Genomic DNA, 12,413 nt, shown 5'->3' with positions numbered 1-12,413 from the left:
TGGCCACTAGGAGATCACCACCTTGACGACGCCGGTCAGGGCGATCTGGGCGAGGGCGACCGGGATCAGCACGGTCCAGGCGAGTTTCATCAACTGGTCCTCGCGCAGCCGCGGATAGCTGACCCGCAGCCAGATCACCACGAAGGCGAGGACCGCGGTCTTCACCAGCGTCCACAGCCAGCCGACACTGCCGGACCAGGGGCCGTGCCAGCCGCCGAGGAAGAGCACGGTGGTCAGCGCGCAGAGCACCACGATGCCGGCGTACTCGGCGAGCAGGAAGAGCGCGAACCGCAGCCCGGTGTACTCGGTGTAGGCGCCGAAGATGATCTCGGAGTCGGCCACCGGCATGTCGAACGGCGGGCGTTGCAGCTCGGCGAGCCCGCTGACGAAGAAGACCAGGCCGCCCAGGAGCTGCCAGAGCGTCCACCACCAGTGGTACTGCTCGACGATACCGGGCAGCGACAGGGTACCGGCGGCCATCGCGACGGAGGCCGCGGCGAGCAGCATCGGCAGTTCGTACGCGAGCAGTTGGGCGGCGGTGCGCAGGCCGCCGAGGAGCGAGAACTTGTTCGCCGAGGCCCAGCCGGCCATCAGCGAGCCGAGCACGCCGACCCCCATCACGGCCAGCACGAAGAACAGGCCGGTGTCCAGCGCCTCGCCGACGAAGCCGTGCGGGCCGACCGGGATGGCGATCAGCACGACCAGGTACGGCAGCAGCGCGACCGCCGGGGCCAGCTGGAAGATCCGCCGGTCCGCGTCGGCCGGGACGATGTCCTCCTTCTGGGCGAACTTCACCCCGTCCGCGACGAGTTGGGCCCAGCCGTGGAAGCCGCCCGCGTACATCGGGCCGAGCCGGCCCTGCATGTGCGCCATCACCTTGTGCTCGGTCTGCCCCACGGCGAGCGGGAAGACCAGGAACACCACAAGCACGCCGACCAGCCGGAGGAGGTCGTGAAGGGTGTCGTTCACGCGTCGTCGCCTCCTTCAGCGGGTGGGGGTCCCCCGGCCGGGGGCTGCTGCGGTCCGCCGGCCCGGCCGGTCTGCTGCTCGCCAGGCTGTTGTCCGCCGGTCTGCTGCTCGCCGGGCTGCCCGGACTGCCCGGTGCGCTGCTCGCCGGTCCGCTGCTCCCAGGGCGCGTCGGGCGTGCGTTCGCGCGGCGGCGCGGGCCGCTGCGGGGGCTGTTCGGGGGCCTGCTCCGAGGTCTGTTCCGGGGTCCGGTCCGGTGCCTGGCTCGCCGAGCCCTCGGTGACGCTGCGGGTGCGCCGGGCCGGGCGTTCGCCGGGGGCGCCGGCGGCCCGCGGGGGCCGGGCCGGGCGGGACGGCGCGGGCGGGAGCTGGCCCTTGAGCGGGCCCCACTCGTTGGGGTCCGGCACACCCGGCGGCTGCATCTGCCGGCGCTTGGGGCCGCCGTCGTGCGACTCGCCCGGCTCCTTCGCGCCCGGCCACGCCTTGGCGACCCGGGCCGCCAGTACGAAGTCCTTCCGCAGCGGGTGCCCCTCGAACTCCTCGGGCAGCAGCAGCGGCGCCAAATGCGGATGCCCGGTGAAGCCGACGCCGAACATCTCGTGCGTCTCCCGCTCGTGCCAGCCCGCGCCCGCGTAGACACCGGTGGCGGTGGGCAGTTCGGCGGCGTCGTGGGGGACGGTGGTACGGATCAGCAGCCGCCGTACCCCGCCGTCGAGCCGGACCAGGTGCGCGCAGACCTGGAAGCCGGTGCCCGGTTCGTCGACCGCGCTGAGCCAGTCGAAGAAGGTGCAGCCCAGTGCGTCGCGGGCGGTGGTGAGCGCCGCGATCCAGGAGTCCGCCGGCACATCGACGGTGAGCAGGTCGTACGCCACCGCGGCCGTGGCACCCGCGCCGAAGACCTCTGCCGCGTCGTCCGGCAGCCGTTCGAACCCGGTCACCGCTCCTCCGCTCCCGGGGTCGGGCCGGGCGCGGGCGCCTGAACGAGTCCGCTGGTCAGCGCGGCGGCGGACGGGCGGCCCGCGCCGGTGGCGTACCGGTCCTTCAGCGACTCGCGGGCGATCTTCTCCTGGAGCTTGAGGATGCCCTGGAGCAGCGCCTCGGGCCGGGGTGGGCAGCCGGGTACGTAGACGTCGACCGGGATGATCTGGTCGACGCCCTTGGTGACGGAGTAGGAGTCCCAGTAGGGGCCGCCGCAGTTGGAGCAGGCGCCGAAGGAGATGACGTACTTCGGCTCGGGCATCTGCTCGTAGAGCCGCTTGACCGCCGGGGCCATCTTGTCGGTGACCGTGCCGGAGACCACCATCAGGTCGGCCTGCCGGGGCCCGGGGGCGAAGGGGATCACGCCGAGCCGGATGAAGTCGTGCCGGGCCATCGACGCGGCGATGAACTCGATCGCGCAGCAGGCCAGGCCGAAGTTGAAGACCCACAGGCTGTAGCGGCGCCCCCAGTTGAGCACCACCTTCATCGGCTCGGGCGCGAGCCTGGCCAGCGGGCCCAGCCGCCGGGGCTCCGGCAGCAGTTCGGCCGGCGCCGGGGAAGCGGCACCCGCGGCGGGCACGGGCGCGGGGGTCAGGTCCATGCGAGTACGCCCTTCTTCCAGGCGTAGAGCAGCCCGACCGCGAGGAAGCCGATGAAGACGAACATCTCCGCCAGCGTGGTGCCCCCGAAGCCCGGCGCCGCGAAGACGGTGGCCCAGGGGAAGAGGAAGATCGCGTCCACCGCGAAGATCACATAGAGGAAGGCGTACACGTAATACCGCACCTGCGTGTGCGCCCAGCCCTCGCCGACCGGATCGACCCCGCACTCGTAGGTGAGCATCTTCTCCTGCGTCGGCACGACCGGCCGCAGCAGCCGGCCGGACGCGAACGCGACCGCCACGAAGAGCACACCGACGACCGCGACCAGGCCGACGACCGAGTAGCCGTGGAAGTAGTCCACGTCCGTCCGCCCCTCGTTTCACTCGTTGACCGGTGGTGTCCAGCGACCCGGGTGGATCTTTAGACGATTTATACGGAGGGAGTCTAGGCCCTGGGTTCACGCCCGCATCCCCCGTCCCCTCCCTGTTCCCGGCCGGGGGATAACCCCACCTCCGTCCGGACGGCGCACCCCATGGCGGAGCCGCCCCCGGACCCGGCAGGCTTGGACCATGACCACCTCGCCCGCACCCGGCGCCGCCACCCCGACCGACGACCCGCTGCCGCGCGCCCGGTTCGCGATGTTCGACGCGGTGACGTGGCGGGAGATCGCACACCTGCTGATCAACCTCTTCACCTCGATCGTCGGCTTCGTGTACGTCGTCACCACCATCAGCCTCGGCGCCGGCCTGTCGGTGACCGTGATCGGCCTGCCGCTGCTCGCGCTCGGGCTGATGGGCTGCCGGCTGCTGGGAGGGGTGGAGCGGGCCCGGGCCCGGGCGCTGCTGGGGGTGCACGTCGAGGAGCCGCGGCCGCTGCGGCCGGGCACGATGGGCTTTCTGCCGTGGCTGTGGGCGTCGCTGAAGGACCCGGTGGCGTGGCGGCACGCGCTGTACTTCGCGATCCGGCTGCCCTGGGGGATCGTGACCTTCACCGTCACCCTGGTCGGGCTCTTCGTGCTCTGGCCGGTGCTGCCGTTCCTGGCGCGGGCGATGTCCACGGTGGACCGGACACTGGTACGGGGCCTGCTGCAGCCCTCGGACGAGCTGGAGCGGCGGATCGCGGAGCTGGAGTCGGACCGCGGGGTGGTGGTCGACCACGCCGCCGCCGACCTGCGGCGCATCGAACGTGACCTGCACGACGGCGCCCAGGCCAGACTGGTCGCCCTGGCCATGGACCTCGGCCTGGCCAAGGAGAAGCTGCTGGAGGACCCGGAGGCGGCGGCGAAGATGGTCGGCGAGGCGCACGGCGAGGTGAAGATCGCCCTCCAGGAGCTGCGCGACCTGGCCCGCGGCATCCACCCGGCGATCCTCACCGACCGCGGCCTGGACGCGGCCCTGTCGTCGGTGGCCTCCCGCTGTACGGTCCGGGTCGCCGTCACCGTCGATCTGCCGGCCCGGCCCGCGGAGGCGATCGAGGGCATCGCGTACTTCACCGTCTCCGAGCTGCTGCAGAACGTCAGCAAGCACAGCCAGGCCCGCAGCGCCTCGGTGGACGTGTGGCGGGCCGGGGACCGGCTGATGCTCCAGGTACGGGACGACGGGCGCGGCGGGGCGGACGTCGGATCGGGGTCCGGCCTGGCCGGGCTCGCCGAACGGCTGGACTCGGTGGACGGACTCTTCGTGGTCGCTTCCCCGGCCGGCGGGCCGACCACGGTGACCGCGGAACTGCCGTGGCGGGACCGGGAGTTCCGCCGGACCGGCGCCGTGAAGCACTGAGCGGCCGGTACCGCCGCGGCCGGCGCCCGCACAGCACACCGTGCGGGCGGTTCCGCCGCACCCGGGGCTCACGGGCCGGCAGGTAAAGCCGGCAGGCAGCGCCCGCGGGTAGGGATAGCCCCACCCCCAAGACGCCGATCCGCACCATGGGTTCCGGCCGCCGCCCGCCGCACGATGGCGGTATGACGAGCAGGGCGGAAAGGACGGTCCCGGTGATGGCGTACGGCTACCCGGCACAGGAGGGCGCGCACCGGCTGCCGGCCGCGCTGCGGGCACCGGTCGAGGCACGGACATGGCGGGAGTTCGCCTATCTGCTGCTCAACCTGCCGATGGGTGTCATCGGCTTCGTGTGGACCGTGACGACGCTGTCGCTCGGTGCCGGACTGCTGATCACCTTCGTCGGGCTGCCGGTGCTGGTGCTGGCGCTCGGTGGCTGCCGGGCGGTCGGCTACGCCGAGCGGGCCCGGGCCCGCTCCCTGCTCTGGCTGGAGGTGGCAGAGCCGGCACCGGTGCGCACCAAGGGCCGCGGCTTCTTCCCCTGGCTCGGCGGGCAGCTCGGCAGCGGCGTCAACTGGCGGCACGCCATCTACTGCCTGCTCCACTTCCCGTGGGGGGTCTTCACCTTCTCGGTCGCCATCAGCTTTTTCACCTACGGCTGGGGCCTGCTGACCTATCCGCTGTGGCGCTGGGTCTTCCCGGTCTACTTCGGGCAGCAGGGCCTGCAGGTCCACGGTTCGGGCGACGACCGGCACGGCTGGTGGCTGCACACCCCGGCGGACATGGTGCTGTGCGTGGTGGCCGGGCTGCTGCTCGTCCTGGCGTCGCCGTGGGTGGTCCGCGGGATGGCGCACGTGGACCGGCTGCTGGTGAGCGGGCTGCTGGGCCCGTCCCGGCTGGACAGCCGGGTGACCGAGCTGGAGTCGGACCGCGGGGTGGTGGTCGACCACGCCGCCGCCGACCTGCGGCGCATCGAACGTGACCTGCACGACGGCGCCCAGGCACGGCTGGTGGCCCTGGCCATGGACCTCGGCCTGGCCAAGGAGAAGCTGCTGGAGGACCCGGAGGCAGGCGCGGCGATGGTGGAGGAGGCGCACGGCGAGGTGAAGATCGCCCTCCAGGAGCTGCGCGACCTGGCCCGCGGCATCCACCCGGCGATCCTCACCGACCGGGGCCTCGGCCCGGCGCTCTCGGCGGTGGCGGCGCGGTGCACCGTCCCGGTGGCGGTGACCGTGGACCTGCCGGCCCGGCCGGTCCCGGCGATCGAGGGCATCGCGTACTTCACCGTCTCCGAACTGCTGCAGAACGTCAGCAAGCACAGCGGGGCGTCCCGCGCCTCGGTGGACGTCTGGCGGTCAGGGGACCGGCTGATGCTCCAGGTCCGCGACAACGGGCGGGGCGGGGCGGAGGCCGGCGCGGGGTCCGGCCTGGCCGGGCTCGCCGAACGCCTCGACTCGGTGGACGGTGTCCTGGTGGTGGACTCGGCGGCGGGCGGCCCCACCCGTGTCACCGCGGAGCTCCCCTGGCGGGTATAGGAGCGGTCCGCGCCCACGACCGGTCAGCGGCCGGCCGGCGGGTCCGCCCACGACCGGTCCGCGGCCGGCCCCCGGTCGGTCGGCGGCCGGCCGCGATCGGCCCACCCCCCGGGTCAGTCCACCGTGAGCAGCGTCTTGCCGACGTTCAGCCCGGCCTGGAGGGTCTCGTGGGCCTGGGCGGCGGCGGTGAGCGGGAGTTCGGTGGTGATGTCGAGCCGGATCGCGCCCGAGGCCAGCAGGGACAGCGCCGACAGCGCGTGCGAGCGGACCACGGTGGGGGCGCGGCGGGCCAGGTCGGCGAGGTCGTAGCCGGCCAGGGAGCGGTTGTTCCGGCGCAGCGGCAGGACGGGGAGGCTGAGGTCGGGGCGGCGGGCCGCGTCGCCGTAGACCACGAGGCGGCCGAAGGGGGCGAGTACGGAGAGGCCGGCCTGCCGGGTCGGGCCGCCGATCGGGTCGAGGACGACATCCAGGTCGCTGACGTGCTCGGCGAAGCCGTCCCGCAGGTGCACCGCGTCGTAACCGAAGCGCTTGGCGTAATCCGCCTTCGCCGCCGACCCGACCGTGCCGTGCACCGCGGCGGCGCCCAGTGCCCGCGCGATCTGGGCGGCGGCCGAGCCCACCCCGCCCGCCGCCGCGTGGATCAGCACCGTGTCCCCCGCGGCCAGCCGCGCGGCGCCGGCCAGCACCCCGTACGCGGTGGTCAGTGCGAGCGCCGCGCCGCCCCCGTCACGCAGGGATATCCCGTCCAGCGGATACGCGAACGCGGCGGGAGCCACCGCGTACTGCGCGTACCCGCCGCCGTCCGGCAGATACGCCGCCACCGGATCGCCGCAGGCCAGACCGGTGACGCCGGGCCCGAGCGCGGTCACCTCGCCGGACACCTCGAGGCCGGGGACCTCGATGCCGGCGGGCGCCCCGAAGTCGCCGAGCCGGTGGCACATCTCGCCGTGGTTCACCCCGGCGTACGCGACGCGTATCAGCACCTGCCCCGGGCCCGGTTCCGGGACCGGCAGCTCCACCGGCCGCAGCACCTCGGGGCCACCGTTGACGTCGAAACCGACCGCGCGCACGCGCTCTCCTCTCCCGTGGGCGCCGCCGGACCGCGGCGCGGGGCGCAACCTTGCCCACCGGCACCGTATTCCCCATCGCCCCGCCGATGCTGGGATGCTGGGAGAGTCACGGACGACACGGGGGGCTGGCGAACGGTGGAGGACAAGGTGCGGGTGGTCATCGCCGAAGACTCGGTACTGCTTCGGGAGGGCCTGACCCGGCTGCTGACCGATCGCGGTCACGACGTGGTGGCGGGCGTCGGCGACGCGGTGGGGCTGCTGAAGGCGGTCGACGAGCTGGCGGCGCAGGGCGCGCCGCCCGACGTGGTGGTGGCGGACGTGCGGATGCCGCCCACGCACACCGACGAGGGTGTCCGGGCGGCCGTCCAGCTGCGCCGCGACCACCCGGGCGTCGGCGTCCTGGTGCTGTCGCAGTACGTGGAGGAGCAGTACGCCACCGAGCTGCTGGCCGGCTCAAGCCGCGGTGTCGGCTACCTGCTCAAGGACCGCGTCGCCGAGGTCAGGGAGTTCGTGGACGCGGTGGTCCGGGTGGCCGAGGGCGGCACCGCGCTCGACCCCGAGGTCGTCGCCCAGCTGCTCGGCCGCAGCCGCAAGCAGGACGTGCTGGCCGGCCTGACCCCGCGGGAGCGCGAAGTGCTCGGCCTGATGGCGGAGGGCCGGACGAACTCGGCGGTCGCCCGGCAGCTGGTGGTGAGCGACGGCGCGGTGGAGAAGCACGTCAGCAACATCTTCCTGAAGCTGGGCCTGGCCCCGAGTGACGGGGATCACCGGCGCGTACTCGCCGTGCTGACCTATGTGAACTCATAGGTTGTTGACAGCTTGTCTCCCGGCACCCGGGCTGTCTTCCACATTCCGGGACGTACGGGGAAGGTCACCCTTACCGACGTACCATGACCGGTGAGCCGCCGCCTCGAAGGAGGTCCGATTCAGTGACCAGCCAGGTCAGCAGCCCCACCAGTGCGGGCGCGGGACATACGCCTGCCATCATCACCGACGTTCTGGGCGAACAGCGCACACCGGCGAAGGAGACAAAACGGCTCGACCGGGTGATCATCCGGTTCGCCGGTGACTCCGGGGACGGGATGCAGTTGACGGGTGACCGGTTCACGTCGGAGACGGCGTCCTTCGGCAACGACCTGTCGACGCTGCCCAACTTCCCGGCCGAGATCCGGGCACCCGCAGGGACGCTGCCCGGGGTGTCGTCGTTCCAGCTGCACTTCGCGGACCACGACATCCTCACGCCGGGGGACGCGCCGGACGTCCTGGTGGCGATGAACCCGGCGGCGCTGAAGGCGAACATCGGGGATCTGCCGCGGGGCGCCGAGGTCATCGTGAACACCGACGAGTTCACCAAGCGGGCATTGGCGAAGGTCGGGTACGGGGCGAGTCCGCTGGAGGACGGGTCCCTGGACGGCTTCGCGGTGCACCCGGTGCCGTTGACGACGCTGACGCTGGAGGCGCTGAAGGAGTCGGGCCTGGCCCGCAAGGACGCCGAGCGCGCGAAGAACATGTTCGCGCTGGGGCTGCTGTCGTGGATGTACCACCGCCCGACGGAGAACACCGAGGCGTTCCTGCGCAAGAAGTTCGCGAAGAAGCCGGACATCGCGGAGGCGAATGTCACCGCCTTCCGGGCCGGGTGGAACTTCGGCGAGACCACCGAGGACTTCGCGGTCTCCTACGAGGTCGCCCCGGCCGGTTCCGCGTTCCCGGCCGGCACCTACCGGAACATCTCCGGGAACCTGGCCCTGTCCTACGGGCTGGTGGCGGCGTCGGTCCGCAGCGGGCTGCCGCTGTTCCTGGGGTCGTACCCGATCACCCCGGCCTCCGACATCCTGCACGAACTGTCGAAGCACAAGAACTTCGGGGTGCGGACCTTCCAGGCGGAGGACGAGATCGCCGCGATCGGAGCGGCACTGGGGGCGGCGTTCGGCGGGTCCCTGGCGGTGACCACCACCTCCGGCCCGGGCGTCGCGCTGAAGTCGGAGACGATCGGACTGGCGGTGTCGCTGGAACTGCCGCTGCTGGTGGTGGACATCCAGCGCGGCGGTCCTTCGACGGGGATGCCGACCAAGACCGAGCAGGCGGACCTGCTGCAGGCGATGTACGGGCGCAACGGTGAGGCGCCGGTGCCGATCGTCGCGCCGGCCACCGCGGCGGAGTGCTTCACCGCCGCCCTGGAGGCGGCCCGGATCGCGGTGACGTACCGCACACCGGTGCTGCTGCTCTCCGACGGGTATCTGGCGAACGGCTCCGAGCCGTGGCGGATCCCGGATGTGGACGAACTCCCGGAGCTGGGAGTGGAGTTCGCGTCCGGACCGAACCACACCGCGAAGGACGGCTCCGCCGAGTTCTGGCCGTATCTGCGGGACCCCGAGACCCTCGCGCGGCCGTGGGCGGTGCCGGGCACGCCGGGCCTTGAGCACCGGATCGGGGGGATCGAGAAGCAGGACGGCACCGGGAACATCTCCTACGACCCGGCGAACCACGACTTCATGGTCCGCACCCGGCAGGCCAAGATCGACGGGGTCACCGTCCCCGACCTGGCCGTGGACGACCCGTCCGGGGAGGCCACCACGCTGGTCGTCGGATGGGGGTCGACCTACGGGCCGATCACCGCGGCGGTCCGCCGGATCCGGGCCGGCGGCGGCACGGTCGCGCAGGCGCACCTGCGGAACCTCAACCCCTTCCCGGCCAACCTCGGTGAGGTCCTCCGCGGCTACGACAAGGTGATCGTGCCGGAGATGAACCTCGGCCAGCTCGCCCATCTGCTGCGGGCGAAGTACCTGGTGGACGCGGTGTCCTACAACCAGGTCACCGGCCTGCCGTTCAAGGCCGAGCAGCTGGCGACGGCCATCGCCGAACTCAGCGGAACCGAACTGGGCGAACGTGCGGATGTGGAGCGTGAGGATGTCTGAGGCACTGGCGCTGGTCCCCAAGGCGGCGGCCCAGCAGAGCATGAAGGACTTCAAGTCCGATCAGGAGGTGCGCTGGTGCCCCGGCTGCGGGGACTACGCGATCCTCGCCGCGGTCCAGTCGTTCATGCCCGAACTCGGCCTGGCCCGGGAGAACGTGGTGTTCGTCTCCGGGATCGGCTGCTCCAGCCGCTTCCCGTACTACATGAACACCTACGGGATGCACTCCATCCACGGCCGCGCCCCCGCGATCGCGACCGGGCTCGCCGCGTCCCGCCGGGACCTGTCGGTGTGGGTCGTCACCGGTGACGGCGACGCGCTGTCCATCGGCGGCAACCACCTCATCCACGCCCTGCGCCGCAACGTCAACCTCAAGATTCTGCTCTTCAACAACCGGATCTACGGTCTGACCAAGGGCCAGTACAGCCCCACCTCGGAAGTCGGGAAGATCACCAAGTCCACCCCGATGGGCTCGCTCGACGCCCCCTTCAACCCGCTCTCCCTCGCTCTCGGCGCGGAAGCCTCCTTCGTGGCACGCACGCTGGACTCCGACCGCAAGCACCTCCAGGGTGTCCTGCGGGCCGCGGCCGCCCACGAGGGCACCGCCCTGGTCGAGATCTACCAGAACTGCAACATCTTCAACGACGGCGCCTTCGACGCCCTCAAGGACAAGGACACCGCCCGGGAGGCGCTGATCCCGCTCGAACACGGGCAGCCCATCCGCTTCGGCGCGCCGGCCGCCGACGGCCTGGGGAGCAACGGCGTGGTCCGCGACCCGGCGACCGGCGATCTGGCCGTCATCGACGTCACCGCCGAGGGCACCGACTCGGTCCTGGTCCACGACGCGCACGCCGCGTCCCCGGCGACCGCCTTCGCCCTGACCCGCCTCGCCGACCCGGACACCCTGCACCACACCCCCATCGGCGTCCTGCGGGACGTCAAGCGGCCGGTCTACGACACCGACATGGCCGACCAGCTGGAAAAGGCCGCCACCGAGCAGGGCCGGGGCGACCTCACCACCCTCCTCACCGGCAACGACACCTGGACCGTGGTGTAGCGGGAACCGACCGTACGATGCCCGGCCCGGTCCTTCCGGCGCCGGGCATCGCCGTCTCCCGGCACGGCGGCGGGCTCGCGGCGGGCGGCTCGCGACGGGCGGCTCGGCGGGCGTTCATACCGTCTGTACCGTCGCCGCCGTCCGGGCGTCGTACGCCGCACGGGCCGCGAAGACGTCCGGTACATGCTCCTCGGTCCAGCGGCTGAGGGCGCGGACCTGGCGGGCGGCCTGCTCGCCGAGCGGGGTGAGGGCGTAGTCGACGTGCGGGGGGATGACCGGCCGGGCCTCGCGGCGGACGAAGCCGTCGCGCTCCAGGGTGCGCAGCGTCTGGGTGAGCATCTTCTCGCTGACCTCGCCGATCTCCCGGCGCAGCTCGCTGAACCGGCGGGTGCCGTCCAGCAGGGCGGAGAGGACCAGGACGCCCCAGCGGCTGGTGACGTGCTCCAGTACGGCCCGTTCCGGGCAGATAACCTTCATGTATGTACCGTACCTAAAGGTGGGTACTGTCCGGCGGTTAGTGTGCGCGTTACCGTGGGGCGGTCAGCACGGGGGGCACGTGGATCACCGCACAACGGGAGTACAGCATGAGCATCGTCGTCACCGGAGCCACCGGCCACCTGGGCCGTCTGGTCATCGCGGAGCTGCTGGCCCGCGGGGTCGCCCCCGGTGAGATCGCCGCGGTGGCGCGGGACGCGGACCGGGCCGCCGATCTCGCCGGGCAGCAGATCGGCGTGCGGGTCGCCGACTACGCCCGGCCGGAGACGCTCAAGGACGCCTTCCGGGCCGGGGACCGGGTGCTCTTCATCTCGGGGAGCGAGGTGGGGCAGCGGGTCGCGCAGCACACCGCGGTGGTGGAGGCGGCCACCGCGGCCGGCGTGGCGCAGCTCGTGTACACCGGCATACTCGGCGGCCCGGACGCCGACCTGCTGCTGGCCGCCGAGCACAAGGCGACCGAGGACCTGATCCTCGCCTCGAAGCTGCCGTACACCTTCCTGCGCAACGGCTGGTACACCGAGGTCTACACCGAGAACCTCGGCACGGTGCTGGAGCACGGCGCGGTGCTCGGCAGCGCGGGCGACGGCCGGATCGCGTCCGCCGCCCGCGCCGACTACGCCGCGGCCGCCGCGGCCGTGCTCACCGGGACCGGGCACGAGAACAAGGCGTACGAGCTGAGCGGCGACACCGCCTGGAGCCTGGCCGAGTACGCGGCGGTGATCGCCGAGCAGACCGGCCGGGAGATCGTCTACCGCGATGTGACGCCGGCGGAGTACCGGGAGGTGCTGGTCGGCGCCGGGGTGCCGGCCGGCTTCGCCGATGTACTGGTCGACGTGGACCAGGCGGTCAAGCGCGGGCTGCTGGCCCGTACCAGCGGCGACCTGTCCCGGCTGATCGGGCGGCCGACCACACCGCTGGCGGAGTCGGTCGCCGCCGCGGTCAAGGGCCTCGACCTGTCCTGACCCGCGGCCGGAAGCCGGCCTGTCATGACCGTCTGCCGATACGGCCATGACAGGCCGGTGGCTTTCC

Annotated in this window: 12 protein-coding genes; 6 read left to right on the top strand and 6 right to left on the bottom strand. The window is 72.5% G+C overall.

Features of this window, described 5'->3' with window-relative positions:
* Window positions 1-6: 6 nt before the first annotated feature.
* Genes nuoH through OG552_RS21500 form a run of 4 tightly spaced genes read right to left on the bottom strand, consistent with a single transcriptional unit; the run spans window position 7 to window position 2,904 of the window.
* A complete protein-coding gene (gene nuoH / locus OG552_RS21515) occupies window positions 7-969 on the bottom strand; it encodes an NADH-quinone oxidoreductase subunit NuoH (RefSeq protein WP_329135353.1) in 963 nt (320 codons plus the stop codon).
* Window positions 966-1,904 (bottom strand): NADH-quinone oxidoreductase subunit C, encoded by a 939-nt coding sequence (locus OG552_RS21510; protein WP_329135351.1) that lies wholly within the window; start codon window positions 1,902-1,904, stop codon window positions 966-968. Before OG552_RS21510 ends, nuoH begins: the two co-directional genes overlap by 4 nt.
* Window positions 1,901-2,545 (bottom strand): NADH-quinone oxidoreductase subunit B, encoded by a 645-nt coding sequence (locus tag OG552_RS21505; RefSeq protein ID WP_329135349.1) that lies wholly within the window; start codon window positions 2,543-2,545, stop codon window positions 1,901-1,903. The genes OG552_RS21510 and OG552_RS21505 overlap by 4 nt, the downstream gene beginning before the upstream one ends.
* Window positions 2,536-2,904 (bottom strand): NADH-quinone oxidoreductase subunit A, encoded by a 369-nt coding sequence (locus OG552_RS21500; protein ID WP_329135347.1) that lies wholly within the window; start codon window positions 2,902-2,904, stop codon window positions 2,536-2,538. Before OG552_RS21500 ends, OG552_RS21505 begins: the two co-directional genes overlap by 10 nt.
* Before the next feature lie 208 nt (window positions 2,905-3,112).
* Here OG552_RS21500 and OG552_RS21495 point away from each other — a divergent pair, with 208 nt between their 5' ends.
* A complete protein-coding gene (locus OG552_RS21495) occupies window positions 3,113-4,318 on the top strand; it encodes a sensor histidine kinase (protein ID WP_329135345.1) in 1,206 nt (401 codons plus the stop codon).
* A 182-nt stretch (window positions 4,319-4,500) separates the two neighbouring features.
* The gene (locus OG552_RS21490; protein ID WP_443070993.1) at window positions 4,501-5,850 is read left to right on the top strand and encodes a sensor histidine kinase; all 1,350 of its coding nucleotides are present in this window, start codon (window positions 4,501-4,503) and stop codon (window positions 5,848-5,850) included.
* Between the two features lie 113 nt (window positions 5,851-5,963).
* On the opposite strand, the gene OG552_RS21485 is transcribed toward OG552_RS21490, so the two are convergent.
* Window positions 5,964-6,920 carry a quinone oxidoreductase family protein gene (locus OG552_RS21485; RefSeq protein WP_329135343.1) on the bottom strand — a complete coding sequence of 319 codons (957 nt, stop codon included), beginning with the start codon at window positions 6,918-6,920 and terminating at the stop codon, window positions 5,964-5,966.
* A 147-nt stretch (window positions 6,921-7,067) separates the two neighbouring features.
* Between OG552_RS21485 and OG552_RS21480 the strand changes: the two genes are divergently transcribed.
* The 3 genes from OG552_RS21480 (at window position 7,068) to OG552_RS21470 (ending at window position 10,889) form a co-directional block, all read left to right on the top strand.
* Entirely contained in the window at window positions 7,068-7,727 is a 660-nt protein-coding gene (locus tag OG552_RS21480) for a response regulator transcription factor (RefSeq protein ID WP_329140981.1), read from the top strand.
* 122 nt (window positions 7,728-7,849) lie between these two features.
* On the top strand, window positions 7,850-9,835 hold the full coding sequence (locus OG552_RS21475) for a 2-oxoacid:acceptor oxidoreductase subunit alpha (RefSeq protein ID WP_443070992.1): 1,986 nt from the start codon (window positions 7,850-7,852) through the stop codon (window positions 9,833-9,835).
* Entirely contained in the window at window positions 9,828-10,889 is a 1,062-nt protein-coding gene (locus OG552_RS21470; protein WP_329135339.1) for a 2-oxoacid:ferredoxin oxidoreductase subunit beta, read from the top strand. The genes OG552_RS21475 and OG552_RS21470 overlap by 8 nt, the downstream gene beginning before the upstream one ends.
* A 114-nt stretch (window positions 10,890-11,003) precedes the next feature.
* Here the strand turns inward: OG552_RS21470 and OG552_RS21465 are convergent, their stop codons facing one another.
* Window positions 11,004-11,366 carry a winged helix-turn-helix transcriptional regulator gene (locus tag OG552_RS21465; RefSeq protein ID WP_329135337.1) on the bottom strand — a complete coding sequence of 121 codons (363 nt, stop codon included), beginning with the start codon at window positions 11,364-11,366 and terminating at the stop codon, window positions 11,004-11,006.
* A gap of 107 nt (window positions 11,367-11,473) precedes the next feature.
* Here OG552_RS21465 and OG552_RS21460 point away from each other — a divergent pair, with 107 nt between their 5' ends.
* Window positions 11,474-12,346: an NAD(P)H-binding protein gene (locus tag OG552_RS21460; RefSeq protein WP_329135335.1), complete on the top strand. Its 873-nt coding sequence runs from the start codon at window positions 11,474-11,476 to the stop codon at window positions 12,344-12,346.
* The last annotated feature ends 67 nt before the right edge of the window (window positions 12,347-12,413 follow it).

The sequence above is a fragment of the Streptomyces sp. NBC_01476 genome, assembly GCF_036227265.1.
Classification (GTDB): domain Bacteria; phylum Actinomycetota; class Actinomycetes; order Streptomycetales; family Streptomycetaceae; genus Actinacidiphila.
Note: the sequence above shows the minus strand (reverse complement) of the source record. Positions and strands in the feature narration are given on the sequence as shown.